This window comes from Streptomyces tagetis (assembly GCF_018069565.1).
Lineage (GTDB): Bacteria > Actinomycetota > Actinomycetes > Streptomycetales > Streptomycetaceae > Streptomyces > Streptomyces tagetis.
This window is the reverse complement of sequence record NZ_JAGPNL010000003.1, coordinates 635,460-657,548: the sequence shown is the minus strand read 5'-3', so window position 1 is coordinate 657,548 and position 22,089 is coordinate 635,460. Positions and strand designations below refer to the sequence as shown.

The window sequence follows — 22,089 nt, the reverse complement described above, 5'->3', positions numbered from 1 at the left end:
GGGTGTCACCAATCGACCCCTACGGTACTGGCAGGCAGGCCGCACGGCAAAGCCCTTATGGAGGGGTCCCCCGCAACGTCCGGCAGGCCCGCGCGTTGATCAGGGCATGGTGCAGCTCATCTCTCACTCCGCCGTCCGCCGCCTCGGCACCGTCGTGGTGTCCGTCGCCGCGCTCGCCTCCCTCTCCTCGGCCGCGTACGCCGACGCCGGGCCCTTCACCGGGCACCGTTCCGGCCACGTCACCGGTGTCGGCGCCGGCCTCCTCGCCGGGACGGGTGCCGGCGTCTGGTCGCCGGTGCCGCCGCACCTGCGCGACGAGGAGCCGGCCGGCGATCATCTGACCATCACCGTGCGCGGCGCCGGCCCCGGCGCGGACGGGACGTACGAGCTGTACTGCCGGCCCGGCGGCGGCAGCCACCCCGACCCGGACGGCGCCTGCGCCGTGGTGGACGGGAACGCGCGCTGGGGGCAGGAGACCTTCGCGCCGGTGCCGGAGGGCAGCTTCTGCACCCTTCAGTACGGAGGCCCCGCCACCGCGCACGTCACCGGTGTCTGGGACGGGCGTGCGGTCGACGCCACGTACGACCGGAGCAACGGCTGCGAGATCTCCCGCTGGGACCGCATGGTGCCGCTGCTGCCCGATCTGCGTGCGCCGGGGGCGGGGGCGTAGCGGCGGGACGGGGCGCCGGGGCACAGGGGGCGCGTACCGGCTCGCGGCGCGCGCCCCGGCGGGCGTCCGGTCACACCTTCTGCCTCACTTCGTCGTGCGACCTCCCTCTCATCCCGCGCCGCGCTCCGTGGCCCACCGCATAGACTCCCTCGCGTGACACGCCGCGAGCCGGTTGGCAAGATGGCCCAGGCGGTCGGAAAGTGCGGTAACCAGGAGGGAAGCGTCTCGTGAGCAGCAGGCCATCCCGAGGCGCTGCTCGCCTCGCAGCCATACTGGACGCCCTGCCGGACGCGTTGGTCCTGGTCAACGCCAACGGCACCGTCGTCAACGCCAACTCCATCGCCCTGGAGGCGTTCGAGGCGCCGGGCACGGCGCTGGTCGGACGCGGGCTGCTGGACCTGCTGCCGCAGTTCGACTCGCGGCTCATCCCCGGGTCCATGCGCCGGCCGGACCACGTCGACCCCCGGGCACGCACCAAGCCGACGCGGATGGTCGCCCGTCGCACCGACGGCAGCGAGTTCCCCGTCGAGGTCGCCAGCGCCAACCTGGAGAACGGCCAGCAGGCGTACGACGGTTCCGGCTACACCGGCGACGAACTGCTGATGCTCGTCGTCCGCGACCTCTCCGGCACCGTCGACACCGAGGCCGAACTGGCCCGTTCGCAGCGCCAGACGGAGATGATCCTGCGGGCCGCCTCCGAGGGCGTCGTCGGCACCGACACCGACGGGCGGATCGTCCTCGTCAACCCGGCCGCGGCCCAGATCCTGGGGTACCGCGCGAGCGACCTCGGCGGGCGCGAACTGCACACCCTCGTCCTGCACTCCCGCGCCGACGGCTCCCCGTTCCCGTACGCCGAGTCGCCGCTCGCCGACACGCTGCGCTCCGGGCGCAAGCACCGGGTGCGCGGGCAGGTGCTGTTCTCCAAGAGCGGCGACCAGCTCCCCGTCGACCTGACGACCGCGCCCGTCCGGGACGGCGACCAGCTCGTCGGTGCCGTGATGACCTTCACCGACCGGCGGCCCCACGACGAACTCGTCAAGGAGCACGAGGAGGCCGAGGAGCGCCACGCCGAGGAACTGGAGCGGCTGGCCGAGGAGCACGGCTCCGAGCTGACCGCGCTGCGCCAGCAGCACGTCTCCGAGATCGAGGACCTCCAGGAGGCGCACGCCGAGGAACTGGCCGCCCACGAGGACCGCTACGCCGCCCTCGGCGAACGCGAGAAGGACCGCTACGAGGCCCTCGCCGCCCGGCACGACCAGCTCCTGACCCTGCTCGCCACCTCCCTGCGCGGCCCGCTGGAGGAGCTGCGCCACGAGCTGGCCGCGCTCGCCGCCGACGACGCCGGGCAGCTCTGGCCCGAGGCCAACCAGGTGCTCCACCACCTGACGGCCGGCTACTCGCGGATCACCACCCTCATCGACAACGTCCTCGGCTACCAGCGGCTCGACACCGGCGCCGAGACCATCGCCCGTACGAAGGTCATGCTCGACGCGGTCGTCGCCGCGGGCGTCGACGGGGCCGTGGAGCTGATCGGGCCGGGCCGGGTGCAGTTCGCCGTGCACGCGCCGCCCATCGAGGCCGAGGTCGACCCCCGGCTGCTCGCCACCGCGCTCGCGCACCTGGTCGCCGACGTGGCGGGCGTGGACGCGACCGGCAACACGCAGTTGTCGGCGGGCGGTTACCTGGACAACACCGTCGTCGTGGCGGCGGCGCAGCGCGGCGAGGTCGTGCGCATCGAGGTGCGCGGTCCGCACGCCGGCGGCGACCCGGTGCACGAGCCGATCGTGCGCGGCATCGTGCGCGCCCACGGTGGGGTGCTCCAGACGCACGAGGTGCCCGGCATGAGCGGCAGCGCCTACGTCCTGGAGGTGCCGATCGGCGGCGGCGCGGGCACCGTCGCGCCCTCCGCGGCACCCGCCCCGGCCGCGATCGAGAGCGCCCCGGTCGCCGTCCCGGACGCGGCGGGGGCCGCGGTTCCGACAGGGGCGGCCCCGGACGTGGCTCCGGGTGCGGTCCCGGGTGTGGCGCCGGTCGCCCCTTCGGGTGTGGCGCCGGGTGTGGCCCCGGTGGCGGCTCCGGGTGTGGTGGAGGGGCCGGAGGCCGATGCCGGGCAGGTTCCGGCGGGCGGCGGGCGGCGGCGGGCCCGGCGGTCCTCCGTCGACGCCTTCCTGGAGAGCGAGGTGGGGGGCGCGTCCGGCGAGGGCGAGACCCCGGCCGACGGTCCCGGGACGGAGGGCACCGCGCCCACCGGGCGGCGCCGGCGCAGGGCGGCCGGCCAGGAGACGGCGCCGGTCCCGGCCCAGGCGACGCCGGGCGAGGGTGCCGGCGGTACGGGGCGGCGGCGCGGCCGGCCCGCGGAGGACGCGGGCGCTTCCGGCGTGCCGGCGCTCCCGGCGGTGGCCGGCGGCGTGTCCGAGGGGGCCGTCGTCACGGCCGCCGAACACGCGGCGGGTGCCGCGGCCTCCAACACCGGGCTCGGCGGCACCGCCGTGCCCCCGCAGGGCGTACCCGCGCCCGCGCAGGGTGTGCCGGCGGGGACCGGGCGCCGGGCGCGGCAGGCCGACGGTGCGCAGCAGGCGCTGCCCCCGGCGCTGCCCGCGCAGGCCGGCGAGGCGGTCCCGGCCGACGGTTCCCAGCCGACCGGACGCCGGCGGCGCGCGCTGGCCTCCGCGAACGAGCGGGCCGCCGCGCAGGAGGCGGCTCCCCGCCAGGTCTTCGCCCTGCCGCCCGCCGAGGCGGACCGGCCAGCCGAGGTTCCGGCGGAGCCGGGTGCGGGTGTCGCGGCGGGTGCGGGCGGTTCCGGGGGGCCCGGGAACGTCGTGGGTGCCGCGGGTGTCGTGGCGCCGGGTACGGGCGTCGCCGCCGGGTCCTCGGGTGCGGTGGCCGGGGCCTCCGGTGCGGTGGGGGCGCCTCTGCCGCCCGTGGCCGGGCCCGCCGGGCAGTTCCCGGTGCCGGGGCAGGTGGCCGGTCAGGTTCCCGTGCCGGGGCAGGTCCCCGTACCGGGGCAGGTTCCTGTGCCCGGTCAGGCTCCGGCTCCGCTTCCGGCGGGGCAGACGGGCCGGGTCCCGATGCCCGGACCGGCGGCGCCCGTGGGACAGGCGGGGCCCGTACCCCCGGTGGGTCAGGGGCCCGTGCCGGTGCCGGCGGGCGGGCTTCCGCTGCCCGCCGCGGCGCCCGTGCCGGCCGCCCCCGGTGCCACGCCGGGCGATGACGGACGGCACGACTCCGTGGCGCACGACCAGGACGACGACCACACGCCGCCGCAGCCCCATCCGACCGAGGCCCCGACGGGCCGCCGTCGCCGGGCCGTGGCCGCCCCGCCCGCCGCCCAGGGCACCCCCGTACCGGCGGCTCCGGCGCAGTCCGCGCCGGCACCGGGCGCTCCCGTGGCTCCGGGCGCCGTGGCCCCCGCCGTCGCCGCCGGCGCGCAGCCGGCGCCCGCCGCGCAGCCCGTACCGGCCGCTGCCCCGCAGCCCGCCGGGCCTGCCGTGGCTCCCCCCGCCGCCCAGCCCGCGCAGCCGGCCGCCGCCGCGCAGCGCACCCCGGCCCCGCAGCCGTGGCCCGCCACCGCCGACACTCCGGACGCCGGCACCCCCGTAGCGCCGCATGGCGTCGCGGCCCCCGCGCCCCAGCCCGCACCGGCCCCGGCCCTCACGCCGAGCCGGGGCACCCCGCTCCCGCCGGAGAACACGCCGCGCGCGGCCCAGCCCCTCCCCGCGGAAGCCGCCGCTCCGGCGGACGCCCACGCGACCCAGAGCCGGGCGATCAGCGTACGGACGCTCGGCCAGGGCGTGCCGTTCAACCGTCAGGCCGTACAGGTGCAGCAGCCGTCGGCCACGCCCGCCCCGCAGCAGCCGGGCGGTTCCGGACGGCGCCGCAAGCTGGGCACCCCGCCCGACCCGGCCGCGGCCGGGCGCCCCGAACAGTCCGCGCACCCGCAGCGTCCGGGCACCGCCCAGCCCCAGCCGCAGGTCCAGGCACCCGGGCCGGGCCCGGAGACTCCGCCCCCGCCGTCTCGCGGAGGGTCGCAGGGCCGTCCCGCTCCGGCGGGCGAGGGCCCCGGACGGTCGTACGCCATAGGGGCGCCGGACGAGAACGCCGCCGAGGGCCCCGAGCCCCTCGACGGGCCCGGCGGTGCCGTGGAGGTGGCGGACCCGCCGCGTCCGCAGCCGATGGACGACGAACTCCCCCCGGAGCCGCTGGACAACCCCCGCCGCCTCCTCGTCTGGCCCGCGCCGGACGTCTCCACCCAGCAGGCGCTGAGCGACCGCGGCTACCGGCCGGTGATCGTGCACTCCCGCGAGGAGGTCGACGCGCAGATCGCGGCGTTCCCGGCCGCCCTGTTCGTGGACCCGCTGACCGGGCCGATCACGCGGACCGCGCTCCAGTCGCTGCGGCAGGCGGCGGTCGCCGCCGAGGTGCCGGTGCTGGTCACGGCCGGGCTCGGCCAGGCCACGCGCGACGCGGCCTACGGCGCCGATCCCGCCGTCCTGCTCAAGGCGCTCGCGCCCCGGGACAGCGAACAGCACCCGCCGCGCGTCCTGCTGATCGAGGAGCACGCGGAGATCGCGCTCGCCCTGACCGCGACGCTGGAACGGCGCGGGATGCAGGTGGCGCGCGCCGCGAGCGACACCGACGCGGTGGCGCTGGCCGGGCACTTCCGGCCGAACCTCGTCGTCATGGACCTCATGCAGGTACACCGGCGCCAGGCCGGGATCGTCGACTGGCTGCGCGCCAACGGGCAGCTCAACCGCACCCCCCTCGTCGTCTACACCGCCGCCATAGGGCCGGCCGACCTGCCGCGGCTGGCGTCCGGGGAGACGGTGCTGTTCCTGGCGGAGCGTTCCACCAGCGACGAGGTGCAGACCCGGATCGTCGACCTGCTCTCGCGCATCGGGACCAACTGACCCTGCCCCGCCCCCGCCGCGGGCGGTGCCATCGGCGAGGGCGGGGCAGTGGTGGGGTGCGGCTCGGCCGGGGGCGGGGTGCGGCTCGCGGCTTCCGGTGAGGCCCGGCCGGCCGTGGTGCGGGCCGGACCGACCGGTCAGAGCCGACCGGTCAGAGCCGGGTGACGTCCAGGTCTCCGGCGGCGTACTGGCGGCGCAGCACCTTCTTGTCGAACTTGCCCACGCTGGTCTTCGGCACCGACTCGATGATCGTCCAGCGCTCCGGGAGCTGCCACTTGGCGATCTTGCCCTCGTCGGCGAGGAAGGCGCGCAGGGAGGCGAAGTCGGCGGTGGAGCCCTCCCTGAGGACGACGGTGGCCAGCGGGCGCTCGCCCCACTTGTCGTCGGGGACGGCGACGACGGCGGCCTCCGCGACCTCCGGGTGCGACATCAGGGCGTTCTCGAGTTCGACGGAGGAGATCCACTCGCCGCCGGACTTGATGACGTCCTTGGCCCGGTCGGTGAGGGTGAGGTACCCGTCCGGGGAGATGGTGCCCACGTCGCCGGTCTTCAGCCAGCCGTCCTCGCTGAACTTGTCGGCGGGGCGCAGCGACTCGGTGTCCGGGCCGTTGTAGTAGGCGCCGGCGATCCAGGCGCCGCGGACCTCCAGCTCGCCGGCGGACTCGCCGTCCCAGGGGAGGCGTTCGCCGCCGGGTCCGGTGAGGCGGGCCTCGACGCCGGCCGGGAAACGGCCCTGCGTGACGCGGTACGCGAACTCCTCGTCGGTGCCGATCGCGTGGGCCGGCGGCCGGGCCACGGTGCCGAGCGGGGAGGTCTCGGTCATGCCCCAGGCGTGGCAGACGCGCATGCCCAGTGCGTCGAAGGCCCGCATCAGGGAGGGCGGGCACGCGGAACCGCCGATGGTGACCTGGGTGAGGGACGAGACGTCGCGCGGCCGTGCGGTCAGCTCGGCGAGCAGTCCCTGCCAGATGGTGGGCACGGCGGCGGCGTGCGTCGGCCGCTCCGCCGCGATCATCTCGGCGAGCGGTGCGGGCTGGAGGAAGCGGTCCGGCATCAGCATGTTGACGCCGGTCATGAAGGTGGCGTGCGGCAGCCCCCAGGCGTTCACATGGAACTGCGGGACGACCACGAGCGACGTGTCCTGGTCGGTCAGTCCCATCGACTCCGCCATGTTGACCTGCATGGAGTGCAGGTAGATGGAACGGTGGCTGTACACCACGCCCTTGGGGTCGCCGGTCGTGCCGGAGGTGTAGCACATGGCCGCGGCGGTGCGTTCGTCCAGCTCGGGCCAGTCGTAGGTGTCCGGCTTCCCGGCGATCAGCTCCTCGTACTCGTGCACCGGGACGCCGGCACCGTCGAGCGCGGAGCGGTCGCCCGGCCCGGTGACGACGATGTGCTCGACCGACTTCAGGTGCGGCAGCAGCGGGGCGAGCAGGGGCAGCAGCGAACCGTTGACGATCACCACCCGGTCGGCCGCGTGGTTGACGATCCAGGCGAGCTGCTCGGCGGGGAGGCGGAGGTTGAGGGTGTGCAGGACCGCGCCCATCGAGGGGATGGCGAAGTACGCCTCGACGTGCTCGGCGTTGTTCCAGGCGAGGGTGGCCACCCGGTGGTCGTCGCGGACGCCGAGGTCCTCGCGCAGGGCGTGGGCCAGTTGGGCCGCGCGGGCGCCGATCTCGGCGAAGGAACGGCGCTGCGGCTCGCCCTCACCGGTCCACGTGATCACCTGGGAAGTGCCGTGGATCGTCGACCCGTGGGCCAGGATCCTCGATATCAGCAGCGGTACGTCCTGCATCGTGCTCAGCACGGTGTCCTCCCGGGGCGACATTGCCTACGCGGCGGTAAGGGGTGCGCCGATTCTGCGCACATACCGCGCGGTATGTCACTAGGTCCGGGTGATCGATCACCTGCCGGAGCCCTCAGACTCTCCCACCGTACCGTCACATATCACCCCATCATCGAATAAACCCCAGCTCAGCGTCTTCGCGGAGCTTGCCGAGCGCCCGGGACACCGCCGACTTCACGGTGCCGACGGAGACCCCGAGGACTTCGGCCGTTCGGGCCTCGCTCAGGTCCTCGTAGTAACGCAGGACGACCATGGCCCGCTGCCGGGCGGGCAGCCGCATGACCGCGCGCCACATCGCGTCCCGCAGCGCCTGCCGTTCCGCCGGGTCGTCACCGCAGGGCAGCGGCTCCGGCTCGGGCAGCTCGTCGCAGGCGAACTCGTCGACCTTGCGCTTGCGCCACTGCGAGGTGCGGGTGTTCAGCAGGGCGCGGCGCACGTAGCCGTCGAGGGCGCGGTGGTCCTCGATGCGCTCCCAGGCCACGTAGGTCTTGGTGAGCGCGGTCTGCAGCAGATCCTCCGCGTCGCTCGGGTTCGCGGTGAGCGACCGGGCGGTGCGCAGCAGCATCGGCTGCCGGGCTTGCACGTACGACGAGAACGAGGGGTACGAAACGGTCCGCGTCATTGCCGTGGCGGCCTGGGAAGCGCTGGTGCAGACGGGTGTGGTCATGTCTCAACGCTATGAGCGGGCCGGTGTACGGCGGATCGGCCGCAGGTCCCGAAGCGGAGTCCGCCTCAGGTTGTAGGGGTGGGGTTGGCTGCACCTCCTGAAGGTGGACGGGTGGAGAGGGGTGACTGCGGGTTCACCCCTGCGGGTGGTACGGGGGTACGCCCCCTTGCGCTGCCGTGGCCGGCGGCTCGGCGCACCGGTCGGGCGGGTCGACGGCCTGGGTGCGTGGGCCCGCGCACCGGGTGAGCCGGCCGGCGCACCTGGCGAGCGGGCGGGCGCCCCAGGGCGAGTGGGCGGGCGTCCGGGGGCGGTACGGGAAGACGTTCGGGCGACGGTACCGGAGCACCGCCGCCCGAACGCCCTGCGACCCCATGAAGCACACCCGAGTGGAGAACGAGGGACCGGCGCCGGAGCGTGGACGCCGGCCCTCAGCTCACCACCAGAGCGGGGAGAAGCCGATGACGACGTTCGCGTTGCCCTGGTTGACGGCGGTGAACGCGGAGCCGTCGACCTGCGCGGTGTTGCTCTGGTTCGAGGCGCCCGAACCGACCGCCTGCTGCTGCGTGGTGGCCGAGTTGCCCGAGTTGTCCCTGCCGACGCCGCTGCCGAGGATGCCCGAGTACGCCTCAGTGGCGGTCGCGCGCGATCCGTCGTCCGCGAGGGCACCGCTGTCGGCCGTCGCGATCCCGCCGAAGAGGGCGGCGGCCAGCGGCAGGGCGGCGACGGCGGCGACGACGCGGGCGGTACGGATGCTTGCCATGTTGTTCCTCCAGAACAAGGTGCGCACCGGCTTCCTGCCGACGGCGCGAGAAGTGGGAAAATGACGGATGACTCTGTGAACGAGCTTGCGTGTCAAGGAAGTTGGCCGACCCCCTCGACGTGTGGACGACGTCGCACGATCAGGCTGCCCGACGGCCCCCCGGCGAACCACCCGGACGCCACTATTCGCCCTCAAGCGTGACGACATGCCGATAAACCCCTTCACGCCCCTTGTCTGCCCACCAAGGGGCACTTCCGGCATCACCACCTCAAGCACCGCAAGAGGTGAAGCGTTCCGGCACCTTCCCGCCCCACCCGCCACCCCCGGTGCGCCGCGCGCGAGCCCCCTTCCCTTTTTCGAACGTATGTACGACCATGGGGTCATGGCCACCATCGACCGGCAGGCCACCACGCCCGCCCTCGCGCACGCGCTGGCCGCCGCCGCCCGCGGCCTGGCCGTCCTCCCCCTGTCCCGGACGAAGCTCCCGGCACTGCACTCCCCGCACCGCGACGCTCCGGACGCCGCCCCCTGCCACGGCGAGTGCGGACGCTTCGGACACGGCGTGCACGACGCCTCCGCCGACCCCGCCCGCGTCCGCCGGCTCTTCGCCGCCGCACCCTGGGCGACCGGCTACGGCATCGCCTGCGGGAGGCCCCCGCACCACCTGATCGGCATCGACGTGGACATCGTCGCGGGCGCCGGTGCCTCGGCCGGCCTGCGGGAAGAGGCGCTGCGGCATCTGTTCGCGATTCCGCCCACGATGGTCGTCCGCACCCCGAGCGGGGGCCGCCACCTGTGGCTGACCGGCCCGCCCGGCGTCGCCGTCCCCAACTCGGCGGGCCGTCTCGCACCCGGCGTCGACGTCCGGGGCACCGGCGGGTACCTCGTCGGCCCCGGTTCCCGCACCCGGCGCGGCACTTACACCGTCGCCCCCGGCACGGCCCACCTCGCCCCGGCGGCGTGCCCCTCCACCCTGCTCCACCTCCTCGTCCCGCCGCCCCGACCCGGCCCCTCGGCGGACGGCGGCCACGGCCGGGGCCTCGTCCGCTTCGTACGGTCCGCCCACGCCGGGCAGCGCAACACCCGCCTGTTCTGGGCGGCCTGCCGCGCCTACGAGAACGGCATGGGCCCCGCCCTCCGCGAGCCGCTGACCGCCGCCGCGCTCCACACCGGCCTGACCGAACGGGAGGCCCGCGCGACCCTCGCCTCGGCGGCCCGCCTGACCGGCCGTCAACCCTGACCCGGCCCGACCGGCCCACCGCACCACGACTCTGCCTCGTCGACGACATGCCTCCGCCTCCTCCGTCCGGCGCGGGGGTGGCCCGGGAGCCACCCGGGATGGCCCGGGGGCTGCCCGGGATGACCCCGGATCGCCCGGGGACTGCCGGCGCCCGGCCTGCCCAACCCCATCCGCTCCCACCGGCGCCTCACCGTGGCCGCCGGGCAGTGGCGACCTGGGGCAGGGCCGGTTCCCTGGAGCACTACCCGGCCCCGACCCTCCGCCGACCGGCGCACCGGGGCGCCCGAGCCCACCGCCGAGCGCTCCTCACCGGCCGACGGGCCCGTCGCCGCGCACCTGCCCCGCCACCGCGAACCAGTACGCCGGAGCCGCCCCTTCCGGTCACCGCCGTGGGGGCCCGGAGGCGGCGGTGGCAGCACACGTACGGGCGCGTGCCGCGACCCGCGCCCCCGTACGGCCCGACTGATACGGGCCAACTGATACGGATCGATTGATACGGGCGAGCGGCGAGCGGTGCCCCGGCCGGTGGCCGTGGGCGGCATGAAGGGGCCGGGCGTAGCTCACCCGTGCGGGGCCCAGAGCCCGCCAGAGGCCCATCGGCTCGGCTCTCGGCTCCCAGCACCCCCGCCCGGTCACGGCTGTGCCGGCGCGCTGTCCCCGTTCCCCTCGTCCCCCTCGTTCTGCTCGTTCGCCTCGCGCCAGGCGCTGACGCCCAGCGCGCCCGTGGTGCCCAGGTCGAGGTGGGGCGTCACCATCACCGGGTCGGCGCCGTCACGGGCGCGGACCCTGACGTACGGCACGGTCACCGCGTCGCCGAACTCCGTGGTGTTGCGCCACATCAGGCCCGCGGTGGCGGCCTCACCCGGCTTGAGGGTCACCGGCCGGGGCGGGTCGTCGAACCCCGTCACCAGCGCGATGCCCTCGCCGCCCTCCACGATCCGGATGCCCTCGACCGGCTTGTGGGCGGAGTCGAGCAGGTCGAGCACCGGGTAGCCCTCGACGGAGTACGGGTGCGAGCCGCAGTTCTCCAGGCGGAGTCCGACGACGCGCAGCCCCGCGGCGGCGGTCCCGTCGTCGGCGGTCAGCCGGAGCCCGGAGGCCGGGCAGGGACCTCCGACGGCGGGCGCCTGCGCGGTCGGCACCCGCTTCACGTCGCTGATCCCCACCCGGTCGAACCCGAGGTCGGGGGCGCTCTCCTCCACGGTCCGCCGCAGGGTGCCCCCGGCCTCCACCTCGACGACCGCCCGAGGGGTACGGGACCCGGCGGGCTCCCGCTCGGAGTGGAAACCGAAGGTGATGGTGTAAGTGAACGGTTCCTTCTCGGGGTTGGTCACCGTGTACGTGACCGTGCAGCGAGGCCGGCCCGTGTCCGCCGGACCGCCGGTCTCCGGCAGGGGGTCCGCGGTGACGGAGACGTCCCCGAGGCCGACCGTGCCGGGTCGCTCACCGCCCGCTCCGCCGTCCGGTCCGGGCGACCCGCCGACGCGCGGCGACGATCCGCCCGCCGGTACCCCCGACACGCCGGTGATCCGCACCCCGTCCACCTCATCGCCCACAGGCGCCCCGGCAGCATCCGTGGTCACGACCGCACCACACTGCGCCGCAGTCACAGCCGCATCGGTCTCCCCGCCCCCGCCCCCCTGCGCGGTGGTCTGGGTACCGCAGGCACCGAGCACAAGGGAGGCGAGCAGGGCGCCGGTGACCACGAGAGGCTTCGGGGTACGCATCGCCCCACCCCACCAGCACACCTCCCGGACGACCGTGACGGAAGCCACACCTCCGGTCACAGCCCTGTCACAGCGGCACGCGGCGCCTCCCTCCGGAGAGGCCCAGCCGAGCCGACGTTCACAGAACGTGGCCGCGTACGGTCGGACAGCCCGGCCCTCGGCCCCCTGACGGCCCGTCCGGAACGCCCCGGCGACCGGTCGCGCCGACCCCGACGACCCCTACGGCACCGGCCCGCCCCACCGGCCGGCAGGGCTCCATCGTTCGGTTGACCCGGCGCGGCGCGGCTCCTCATGGAAAGTGATGAAAGACGGCAGACACCCCGGCAATGGTGATCCGTTCTCCTTTCAGCGTCAGGTCTCCTTTGCTTGACTCCGGTGCGTGTGCAGCGAATTACGACAGATGCGCCCATTGGTCATGTTCTGGAGGGAGATTCCGGCATGAACTGCATGAGGAGAGGGCCTGGCGTCGCGGAGCCCGCACCCGGAAGAGGGCTGTTCGGGCGGCCCGGACCGGGAGCGGGCGGCCGAAAGCCCCACGGAGAGCCGGCCGAACGAAGCGCACATGCCGCGGGGCATACCGCGGCGGAATCCGGAGGGGCTGAATGACCGCCGCAGTTCGCCACCGCTCGGCACGGCACAGAAGGCGCCCGAGACGCTCGTTCATCGGCCTGCTGGTGATGGCGCTGATACTCACGGCGGGCGCGGTCGTGACACCGCTCGTCACCGCGTCGCGCACGCAGGCCGCGCCAGGGGGCCCGTTCGACCCGGCCGACCCGACCGTCTTCGTCGGCCAGGAGATACCGACCCGCCTCTACAAGGCGGTCACGGGGGCCTCGGGCAGCGTCACCTTCCAGCCCGAGGGAGCCGCCTCCCCCATCACCTACAACTCCATCGGCTACAACACCGCCGACAACTACCTGTACGGGGTCGGCGGAACCACGGGCAGCGGCATCCCGCCCTCCTCGGTCATCCGCATCGGCCAGGGCGGCGTCGTCACGCGCGTGGGCACGGAGACCGTGCCCAGCGGTACCAACTGGGGCAGCTTCGCCTCCGACGGCAACCTCTACGTGGGAGGTTCCGGGAACACCACGGCCCACCGGATCAACCCCGCCAACGGCAAGGTCCTCGCGACCATCACACTGTCCGCGACACCCAACGCCGCCGACCTCACCTTCGCCGACGGCTACTTCTGGGGTGGTACCAACGACGGTCGCGTCGTGCGGGTCGACCTGCTCGGCGCGGGCGCGACCAAGACGGTCACGTACTTCGCGGCGCCGTTCCTGCCGTCCGCCCCGTACGGCGCGGCCTGGACGTTCGGCAACGGCAACATCGGGCTCTCCGACAACGTCACCGGCCGGGTCACCCAGTTCCGGATCACCAACCCGGCGGCGGCGAACCCGACGTTCACGCTCGTCTCGACGTCGCCCGGCCCGGCCAGCGGCAACAACGACGGCGCGGCCTCGCCCGGTCTGCCGACGGACTTCTCGCTCGTGAAGACGGGCCCGGAGCAGTTCAAGCCCGGCTCCACCGTGACGTACACCCTGAAGGTGAAGAACAACGGGCCCGGCAACTCCAGCGGTTACACGGTGACCGACACGGTCCCGGCACCGCTGACGAACGTCAAAACCACGACGCCGGGTTGCTCCGTCTCCGGCAACGCGGTGACCTGCGTGGGCGGACGCACCCTCGCCGGGGCCGAGAACACCGTCACCGTCACCGCGGACAGCCCCGCCGGCATGACCGGCTGCGTCACCAACACCGGCGCGGTCCTCGCCAACGAGCAGGACCCCGGTACGGGCAACAACCAGTCCTCGGTGACGAGCTGCGCCGTGGAACCGGCCCTCACGGTGAAGAAGACGGCCGCCCCCGACACGGTGAACGCGGTCGGGCAGAAGCTGACGTACTCCTTCCTGCTGACCAACACCGGCAACGTCGACCTGGCGGACCCGGGCGTCACCGAGACGGCGTTCTCCGGCACCGGTACGCCGCCGGCGATCGACTGCCCGGCCGGTCCGCTGGCCGTGGGCGCGACGCTGACCTGCACCGGCACCTACACCGTCACCCAGGCCGACCTGGACGCGGGCTCCGTCGAGAACACCGCGACCGGACACGGCACGGCGCCGGACGAGACCACCCCGACGACGTCCCCGCCGGACTCGGCGACGGTCGACGTGGCGGCCGACCCGGCGCTGACGGTCGTCAAGTCCGGTCACAGCGGCAGCCCGGACGAGCTGGTCGCGGACGAGGAGATCACGTACAGCTTCGTCGTCACCAACACCGGCAACGTCACGATCACGGACGTGAAGGTCGAGGAGGGCACCTTCACGGGTACCGGTTCGCCGCCGGTCGTGGAGTGCCCCGCCGACCGGGCGGCTGCCCTGGCCCCCGGTACGCAGATGACGTGCACCGCCGCCTACACGGTGACGCAGGCCGACGTGGACGCGGGCTCGATCACCAACTCGGCCACGGCCACCGGCACCCCGCCCTCGGGCGAACCGCCGGTCTCCCCGCCCTCCGAGGTGACCGTCCCGGCGCCGTACGACCCCGCGCTGAAGGTCGTCAAGTCGTCCTCCGCGGGCGCGCTGGTCGCGGGTGAGGAGATCACGTACCGCTTCGTCGTCACCAACACCGGCAACGTCACGCTGAAGGACGTGACGGTCGACGAGGGTGACTTCGACGGGAAGGGCACCCTGGGCGACGTCGTCTGCCCCGAGGACGCCGCCTCCCTCGCCCCCGGAGCCACGGTCACCTGCACGGCCACCTACACGGTCACCCAGGCCGACGTGGACGCCGGCTCGGTGAAGAACACCGCCACGGCGACGGGTACCCCGCCCTCGGGCGAACCGCCCGTGTCGCCCCCGTCCGAGACGACGGTGGACACCGACGACGACCCGGGCCTGTCCGTGGTCAAGTCCGCCTCCAGCAGCGAGGCCGGGAAGCTGATCCTCGGTGAGGAGATCACGTACGAGTTCGCGGTCGAGAACACCGGCAACGTCACGCTGACGGACGTGACGATCGACGAGGGCGAGTTCAGCGGACACGGCACGCTCGACCCCGTGGTCTGCCCGGACGGGGCCGAGTCCCTGGCTCCCGGCGAGACCGTGACCTGCACGGCGACCTACACGGTCACCCAGCAGGACATCGACGCGGGCTCGATCACCAACTCGGCGACGGCCACCGGTACGCCGCCGCGCGGTGAGCCGCCGGTGTCGCCGCCCTCCGAGACGACCGTCCCGGCGCCGTCCGACCCGCGCCTGGAGGTGGTCAAGTCGGCCTCCGGCGACAGCCTGGTGGCGGGTGAGGAGATCACGTACAGCTTCGTGGTCACCAACACGGGCAACGTCACCATCACGGACGTGACGGTCGACGAAGGTGACTTCGACGGGAAGGGCACCCTGGGCGACGTCGTCTGCCCCGAGGACGCCGCCTCCCTCGCCCCCGGAGCCACGGTCACCTGCACGGCCACCTACACGGTCACCCAGGCCGACGTGGACGCCGGCTCACTGAAGAACACCGCCACCGCCACCGGAACCCCGCCCTCCGGCGAACCTCCGGTGTCACCGCCGAGCGAGGTCACCATCACCGAGCCTCCGGCGCCCGGACTGGCGGTGGTGAAGTCCGCCTCCGCCGAGCAGTTGGTGGCCGGTGAGGAGATCACGTACAGCTTCGTGGTCACCAACACGGGCAACGTCACGATCACGGACGTGACGGTCGACGAAGGTGACTTCGACGGGAAGGGCACCCTGGGCGACGTCGTCTGCCCCGAGGACGCCGCCTCCCTCGCCCCCGGAGCCACGGTCACCTGCACGGCCACCTACACGGTCACCCAGGCCGACGTGGACGCCGGCTCACTGAAGAACACCGCCACGGCGACCGGTACCCCGCCCTCCGGCGAACCGCCCGTGTCGCCCCCGTCCGAGACGACCGTGAAGACCGACGACGACCCGGGCCTGTCCGTGGTCAAGTCCGCCTCCACGGCGAACCCGGCCGTCGGGGACGAGATCATCTACACGTTCGCCGTCACCAACACGGGCAATGTCACGCTCAAGGACGTGACGGTCGACGAGGGCGAGTTCAGCGGACACGGCACGCTCGACCCCGTCGTCTGCCCGGACGGGGCCGAGTCCCTGGCCCCCGGCGAGACCGTGACCTGCACGACGACCTACACGGTCACCCAGCAGGACATCGACGCGGGTTCCCTGACCAACGCGGCGACCGCCACCGGCACCCCGCCGCGCGGTGAACCGCCGGTCTCCCCGCCGAGCGAGGCGACGGTGACCCCGCCGCAGGAGCCCGGCCTGTCGATGGTCAAGACCGGCCACAGCAGCGAGCCCGGCAAGCTGATCCTCGGTGAGGAGGTCACGTACGACTTCGTGGTCACCAACACGGGCAACGTCACCATCACGGACGTGAAGATCGACGAGGGCGAGTTCAGCGGACACGGCACGCTCGACCCCGTCGTCTGCCCCGCCACGGAGGCCGCGTCCCTCGCTCCGGGCGCTTCGATGACCTGTACCGCCGGTTACACGGTGACCCAGCAGGACATCGACGCGGGCTCGATCACCAACTCCGCGACGGCCACGGGCACCCCGCCGCGCGGTGAACCGCCCGTCTCCCCGCCGTCCGAGACGACCGTCCCGGCGCCGGAGGAGCCCGCACTGACGGTGGTCAAGACCGCCTCGGCCGACGAACTGGTCGCCGGGGAGGAGATCACCTACCGGTTCGCCGTCACCAACACCGGAAACGTCACGCTGAAGGACGTGACGGTCGACGAAGGCGACTTCGACGGGAAGGGCACCCTGGGCGACGTCGTCTGCCCCGAGGACGCAGCCTCCTTCGCCCCGGGGAAGACGGTCGTCTGCACCGCCGCCTACACGGTCACCCAGGCCGACGTGGACGCGGGCTCGGTGGCGAACAGCGCCACCGCCACCGGCACCCCGCCGCGCGGCGAACCGCCGGTCTCCCCGTCCTCCGGGACGACGGTGACCGCTCCCAACGAGCCCGGCCTGTCCGTGGTCAAGTCCGCCACCGGCGGCACGGCCGAGAACCTGGTCGCCGGGGAGGAGATCACGTACAGCTTCGCGGTGCGCAACACCGGCAACGTCACCCTCAAGGACGTCAAGGTCAAGGAGGGAGACTTCACCGGAAGCGGTGAACTGGAGGCCGTGAACTGCCCCGAGGAAGCAGCCTCCCTGGCACCCGGAGCCACGGTCACCTGCACGGCCGCCTACACCGTCACGCAGGCCGACGTGGACGCCGGTTCGGTGAAGAACAGCGCCACCGCCACCGGCACCCCGCCCCGCGGCGAACCGCCGGTCTCCCCGCCCTCCGAGGTCACCGTGCCGCAGGAGCCGAAGCCGGCGCTGTCGGTGGTCAAGTCGGCCGGCACGGAGAACCCCGGCAAGCTGGTCGCCGGGGAGGAGATCACCTACCGGTTCGCCGTCACCAACACCGGAAACGTCACGGTCAAGGACGTCAAGGTCAAGGAGGGAGACTTCACCGGAAGCGGTGAACTGGAGGCCGTGAACTGCCCCGAGGAAGCAGCCTCCCTGGCACCCGGAGCCACGGTCACCTGCACGGCCGCCTACACGGTCACGCAGGCCGACGTGGACGCCGGTACCGTCACCAACTCGGCCACGGCCACCGGCACCCCGCCCTCGGGCGAACCGCCGGTCTCCCCGCCCTCCGAGATCACCGTGCCCTCCGACGGGCAGGCCCGGCTGGCGCTCACCAAGACGGCCGACGTCACCGACGCCGACCACAACGGCAGGACGGACGCCGGGGACCGCATCGCGTGGAAGCTCCAGGTCGCCAACCAGGGCACCCTGACCGTCACCGACATCAAGGTCTCCGACCCCACCGCCGGTGACGTGACCTGCCCGAGGACCAGCCTCGCGCCGGGCGAGACGATGGAGTGCACCACCCGGGCGCACACCATCACCGCCGAGGAGGCGGCGAGCGGAAAGGTCGTCAACACCGCGACCGCCTCCGGCCGGGCCGGCACCACCGAGGTGACCTCGCCCGAGGCCACCGCGACGGTCGACGCCGTACCGGACGACCCGGCTGCACCCGGCGTGCCCGCCAAGCCCGCCGCTCCCCAGCCGCCCGGCGGCCTCTCCGGCATCATGGCCCGCACCGGCACCACGCTGTTCGGCGTGGCAGCCATGGCCGCCGGCCTGCTGCTCATCGGCGCAGCGGCCCTGGCCCTGACGAAGCGCCGCCGCCGCACCACCTGACGGCCCGCCCCTCACCCCGGTGACCACGGCATCCAGCCACGGTCACCGGGGCGAGGGCCACGAGGACGAAACGGGTCCGACTGATCGAGGAAGGATTGGCGGAGCACGAGCACGAGGCCGACGGGCCGTGATTCCTGGCCCGCAGATGGCCCATACGCACTGGTCAAACGCGGGACACCCCCGGATCGGGGTGAAACAAGGCGCACGCGGAAGGGGTGCCACCTACCCAGGTGGCACCCCTTCCGACCTGCAAGCCTCCGACCTGCGAAGCGGTGGGTGTGGGATTTGAACCCACGGTGACTCGCGCCACGACGGTTTTCAAGAGAGTGCTGGGGGAAGCCCCTCGAACGCACCTGACGTGCATACTCGACCCCACCATCAGCCCTTGTGGGGCCACGCGGTCCACGCCGGGTCCACTGCGACCAGCACGGGCGCGATCGCACCGTCCCCAGCAGCCCTACAGGCGAAGCTCAGAGATCCTGCTGAGCAAGAGGTTGGTCTGCTGCTCCATGAGGCCGGCGCGTTCTCGGCTCAGCTCCTCAAACTGACCATGAGCCGCCGCATTCCGGAGTCCCCCGACTTGCTCAAGATCCTTCGCTTCCTGCTTGGTGATCAGCTCCTCCCGACGGAGAAGCTGCGAGTACGTGCTGAGCGAGGGGCGCTCGGGCAGTTCAAGCCCGCGGGCCTCAATCAGCGCCCGCAGTGCGCTCTCCAATGCTGCACCGCACAGCACGATGGCCGCAGCAGGATGGGTCTGCTTGTCATTCAGTAGCCGCCGTACCTGGCCCATCATGTCCGTGCTGATCAGGCCGACCTCCGACTAAGCGCGAGCACCCACGATTTCGCTGACGCCTGCTTCCACCTGGCGAACCCAGGTGAGCAGGACATCACCGACGGCGCGAGCTCCCGACTCAGTGGACTGGTTATCTCCCTTGCTTTGGTACACCTCAGCAGCACGGGAGGTCCAGAAGCTGTCCTCACCGGCGTACTGGCGCAGAAACTCCATGCCCGCGAACGCGTTGGCCATCAGAGCAGGAAGCTCCTGATGGTCCGATATCTGCCACCAGCCCCGGCCGTCCCCGTTCCGACCGGGCTTCCACACCAGACCTTCTTGCAACGTCTGGGCCAGTGAGCGAGCGTACGAGAGGACCTGCTCCTGATTGGGCATATCAGCACTCCGACTGCAGCGATGGAACTCTCAAGCATCGCTGCCGAAGGTTACGTGGGCATACGGTTTAAGAGAGTTACAGGAGACTGTCGGTATGGCCAAGGAGTACCGAGTCGGGATCGTATGCACCGATAGGGGCCAGCACGCGCGAGTCCGTCTGACGATGGCCCGACGCGAAGCTGATGGCAGCCATGGGATGACCCATGCCTTCAGATACTTCGCGTCACCCATGCGGGACGCCGAGCCTGGGTCCATGATGGGTCGCAGTTCATACATCTTCAGGTGCCCAGCATGCCCGCGTACGCCCCAGGTTGAAGCAACAAGGTGGTGGCAGCTCGTAGACGAGATGCGAGCTGCGGGCTTCACCGAGTTGGACGTCTCGTTGCTACCATGAGCCTGCTGCCGTATGGATAGGGCAGTCCCTGGGCGAGGACGGGGTCACTTTCCAGTCACGTACGTGACGTTCGCCGCAAGCCCGCTCATCCGGTGGGTAGCTTCAAGCTGCCCATGGAGAGCACATGCAGGGCTTCCTCATCGACATCCTCGCCAATCTGGCGGCAAGCACTGTGACAACTATCGGCGTATTGGCGGGCCGGAGTGCACTCGCACGGTGGCGTCGCCGCAGTCGTCAGGAAGACAACAACAGCTAGCCCTGGCTTCGTAACTGGCTGACAACAGATTGGCCCCCGCTCACGGTCTTGGGCGAGGGCCAATCACTACCATCCGCGTCTCCTCAGACCGGCCACCTATTCGTCACTATGACGTGAATTTGATTGAACCTGGCAGTCTGTGGCTGTAGCTCTGCGATGCTGGAGGCCGATCGAGAGGGGCCGCAGCGATGCAGTGGAAGATCCACGGGGAACGTCCGATCTACGAGAACAGCTGGGTGAACCTGTGGCTCACCGACGTCGAGACGCCGGACGGGAACCGCTGGGAGCACCACGTCGTCAAGCTCCGCCACCTGGCTGTGGCAGCCGTCGTCAACGAGCAGCGCGAAGTGCTGATGATGTGGCGACACCGGTTCATCACGAACGCGTGGGCGTGGGAGCTACCCATGGGGTTGGTCGAGGAGGGCGAGACCCCGGCCGACGCGGCGGCCCGTGAGGTGTTGGAGGAGACTGGCTGGAGGCCTGGGCCGATCACGCCGCTGATCTACGCCGAGCCGGCCAACGGCATCACCGACTCCCAGCACCACATCTTCCGCGCCGACGCGGCGACGTACGAGGGCCCGCCGACCGAGAAGAACGAGTCGGACCGCATCGAGTGGATCCCGCTGACCGATGTGCGGGGCATGATCGACCGGCGCGAGATCGTCAGCAGTGGCTCCCTCGTCGGGCTGCTCTACGTGCTCATGGACGAGGCAATCCGCTGACCTGACGGGGCAACGCTTCCCGGAGCCGGGACTCGAACGCCACCGCAGCCGGTTCCCGACGGAAGGGCCCCAACTGCTCGTAGAACTCCCGGAGGTGACCGGCGACTCGTTGCGAGCTGACGGCCGCCGCTGGGGCCAGGGCGTCCATGGCCGTGTGGCACGCCTCGTCCAGTTTGCCGCGTTGGAGCTGGGTGCGGGCGAGCCAGAAGGCGTGGAAGGCGCGGCCTCGGTGGTTCGTCTGGTGTTCTCGGCGCAGAGCGTCCGCAATCAGAGGTTCTGCGAGGGCGGCTTCGCCCAGGCGGCCGTGCGCAATGCCGGTGTCCACGATCAGCTTCGGCTCGTCGAAGTAAGCGACCCAGGCTGGGTCCGGATCGCTGGTGCCGATCCGTCCGAACTGGGTGTGAGCTTCCGAGATCGCGGTGTGGGTCGCCCCGTGATTGCCCAGGGTGGCGTGGGCGAAGGCTTCACGAATCGCGAGCATGGCCAGTACGCGCGGTGTCGTCCCTGCGGCTGCTCGGGCCTTGTCCTGGGCGGCCGTGACGAGTGCGAGGGCGTCGCCGGGCTTGTCCTGGTAGGTGGCCTGGAGGCTCATGCAGGCGAGAACGTTGGCCATGAACTGGCGGTCGTCGATGGCCTTGGCCAGGCCGAGGGATTCGGTGAAGTAGGCGCGCGCCTGGTTGTACTGGCGGGCGTCGAAATAGGTCCATCCGGTGAGCCGGGCCAGCTCGGCCGCGATGCTGTGCAGGCCGTCCCGCAAAGAAACCGGACGCTGCTCTTTGAGGAGGTCGACGACGTAGCGGAGCTGGCCGACGACCGCCGGCCGCAAGGTCTCGCCGCCGTGCTCGTCGTCCCGGCGCCAGTAGTCCGCGATCGACGAGTGCAACGCGTCCAGCGTCGAGGCGCTGAGATCCCGCTCGGCAGCAAGGGCGAGGATGCTGTCGACGTCCGCCCCCGGTAGTCCGGCGACCAGCGGTTCGACGGCTGAGGCCGGTACCTCGGCCGGTTGGCGGGGTGTGACCGTCAGGCTGGGTGGCGTCTCCCAGGAGCGTCGGGCAAGTCCGAGCATGTGTCCGGGGATGCGTAGCCCGTCAGAGATCCGTTCGATCACGTCCATGTGCAGCAACTGCCGCCGTCCGGCGATCACCTCACCCACGCGGCTCGGGGTCAGGTCGCAGCGGCGCGCGATCATGGACGGATAAATGCCTGCTCGTGCCTTGACCAGCTGAAAGATGCGGCCGAAGTCTCTGGCCTGGCATGCCTCGATCACGACTGGGTCCGTGAGCAGGCTGACCGGGAGTTCCTTCGAGCGAGATGGCTCGGGCATCGGGCACGCTCCGGCGTGAGGACTACGGATCGCTGCACTTGGTCAACCGAGGGTGATGTTACCCAAGTTGGGTAATCCGCTTGGCCTTTCTGGCCGGGTCCGTGGATCGCGATGCTCCTGACCATGGCGAACGGACATGAAGACGTACGGATGACGTTGCGGGTCTCCCGCG

The 22,089-nt window shown here is 72.5% G+C and carries 12 protein-coding genes; 5 read left to right on the top strand and 7 right to left on the bottom strand.

The features are described from left to right. Positions 1 to 106: 106 nt before the first annotated feature. Together J5Y05_RS15140 and J5Y05_RS15135 are read left to right on the top strand one after the other, a co-directional pair. Positions 107 to 670, top strand: a complete 564-nt coding sequence (locus tag J5Y05_RS15140; protein ID WP_210872541.1) for an SSI family serine proteinase inhibitor — start codon at positions 107 to 109, stop codon at positions 668 to 670. A gap of 227 nt (positions 671 to 897) precedes the next feature. After that, the gene (locus J5Y05_RS15135; RefSeq protein ID WP_210872539.1) at positions 898 to 5,577 is read left to right on the top strand and encodes a PAS domain-containing protein; all 4,680 of its coding nucleotides are present in this window, start codon (positions 898 to 900) and stop codon (positions 5,575 to 5,577) included. 151 nt (positions 5,578 to 5,728) lie between these two features. On the opposite strand, the gene J5Y05_RS15130 is transcribed toward J5Y05_RS15135, so the two are convergent. From J5Y05_RS15130 to J5Y05_RS15120, 3 genes are all read right to left on the bottom strand, one after another. Next, complete coding sequence (locus tag J5Y05_RS15130) at positions 5,729 to 7,405, bottom strand: long-chain fatty acid--CoA ligase (RefSeq protein WP_210872537.1); 1,677 nt, start codon at positions 7,403 to 7,405, stop codon at positions 5,729 to 5,731. Positions 7,406 to 7,532: 127 nt separating this feature from the next. Continuing rightward, on the bottom strand, positions 7,533 to 8,090 hold the full coding sequence (locus J5Y05_RS15125) for a SigE family RNA polymerase sigma factor (protein WP_210872535.1): 558 nt from the start codon (positions 8,088 to 8,090) through the stop codon (positions 7,533 to 7,535). A 433-nt stretch (positions 8,091 to 8,523) separates the two neighbouring features. Continuing rightward, positions 8,524 to 8,850, bottom strand: coding sequence for a hypothetical protein (locus tag J5Y05_RS15120; RefSeq protein WP_210872533.1), 327 nt, complete (start codon positions 8,848 to 8,850; stop codon positions 8,524 to 8,526). A gap of 382 nt (positions 8,851 to 9,232) precedes the next feature. On the opposite strand from J5Y05_RS15120, the gene J5Y05_RS15115 reads away from it, so the two are divergent. Next, entirely contained in the window at positions 9,233 to 10,090 is an 858-nt protein-coding gene (locus J5Y05_RS15115) for a bifunctional DNA primase/polymerase (protein ID WP_210872530.1), read from the top strand. Between the two features lie 632 nt (positions 10,091 to 10,722). On the opposite strand, the gene J5Y05_RS15110 is transcribed toward J5Y05_RS15115, so the two are convergent. Further along, positions 10,723 to 11,673, bottom strand: coding sequence for a DUF4232 domain-containing protein (locus J5Y05_RS15110; protein WP_307853921.1), 951 nt, complete (start codon positions 11,671 to 11,673; stop codon positions 10,723 to 10,725). A 746-nt stretch (positions 11,674 to 12,419) separates the two neighbouring features. Here J5Y05_RS15110 and J5Y05_RS32265 point away from each other — a divergent pair. Next, complete coding sequence (locus J5Y05_RS32265; RefSeq protein WP_210872526.1) at positions 12,420 to 18,053, top strand: CLIPPER-2 domain-containing protein; 5,634 nt, start codon at positions 12,420 to 12,422, stop codon at positions 18,051 to 18,053. A gap of 457 nt (positions 18,054 to 18,510) precedes the next feature. Here J5Y05_RS32265 and J5Y05_RS15100 read toward each other — a convergent pair whose 3' ends face one another. Continuing rightward, positions 18,511 to 18,846 carry a DUF4145 domain-containing protein gene (locus J5Y05_RS15100; RefSeq protein WP_210872524.1) on the bottom strand — a complete coding sequence of 112 codons (336 nt, stop codon included), beginning with the start codon at positions 18,844 to 18,846 and terminating at the stop codon, positions 18,511 to 18,513. A gap of 27 nt (positions 18,847 to 18,873) precedes the next feature. Next, positions 18,874 to 19,221, bottom strand: coding sequence for a hypothetical protein (locus J5Y05_RS15095; RefSeq protein WP_210872522.1), 348 nt, complete (start codon positions 19,219 to 19,221; stop codon positions 18,874 to 18,876). An 838-nt stretch (positions 19,222 to 20,059) separates the two neighbouring features. Here J5Y05_RS15095 and J5Y05_RS15090 point away from each other — a divergent pair. Then, positions 20,060 to 20,593: an NUDIX hydrolase gene (locus J5Y05_RS15090; protein WP_210872520.1), complete on the top strand. Its 534-nt coding sequence runs from the start codon at positions 20,060 to 20,062 to the stop codon at positions 20,591 to 20,593. Here J5Y05_RS15090 and J5Y05_RS15085 read toward each other — a convergent pair. Continuing rightward, a complete protein-coding gene (locus tag J5Y05_RS15085) occupies positions 20,571 to 21,917 on the bottom strand; it encodes an NsdA family TPR-like regulatory protein (RefSeq protein WP_210872518.1) in 1,347 nt (448 codons plus the stop codon). The two genes, J5Y05_RS15090 and J5Y05_RS15085, sit on opposite strands and share 23 nt — an antisense overlap. Positions 21,918 to 22,089 lie beyond the last annotated feature (172 nt).

Coding starts and splice junctions, on each gene's coding strand:
- J5Y05_RS32265 (WP_210872526.1), top strand. CDS start 12,420: ATGACCGCCGCAGTTCGCCACCGCTCGGCACGGCACAGAAGGCGCCCG.
- J5Y05_RS15120 (WP_210872533.1), bottom strand. CDS start 8,850: ATGGCAAGCATCCGTACCGCCCGCGTCGTCGCCGCCGTCGCCGCCCTG.
- J5Y05_RS15115 (WP_210872530.1), top strand. CDS start 9,233: ATGGCCACCATCGACCGGCAGGCCACCACGCCCGCCCTCGCGCACGCG.
- J5Y05_RS15100 (WP_210872524.1), bottom strand. CDS start 18,846: ATGATGGGCCAGGTACGGCGGCTACTGAATGACAAGCAGACCCATCCT.
- J5Y05_RS15085 (WP_210872518.1), bottom strand. CDS start 21,917: ATGCCCGAGCCATCTCGCTCGAAGGAACTCCCGGTCAGCCTGCTCACG.
- J5Y05_RS15130 (WP_210872537.1), bottom strand. CDS start 7,405: ATGTCGCCCCGGGAGGACACCGTGCTGAGCACGATGCAGGACGTACCG.
- J5Y05_RS15140 (WP_210872541.1), top strand. CDS start 107: ATGGTGCAGCTCATCTCTCACTCCGCCGTCCGCCGCCTCGGCACCGTC.
- J5Y05_RS15125 (WP_210872535.1), bottom strand. CDS start 8,090: ATGACCACACCCGTCTGCACCAGCGCTTCCCAGGCCGCCACGGCAATG.
- J5Y05_RS15095 (WP_210872522.1), bottom strand. CDS start 19,221: ATGCCCAATCAGGAGCAGGTCCTCTCGTACGCTCGCTCACTGGCCCAG.
- J5Y05_RS15090 (WP_210872520.1), top strand. CDS start 20,060: ATGCAGTGGAAGATCCACGGGGAACGTCCGATCTACGAGAACAGCTGG.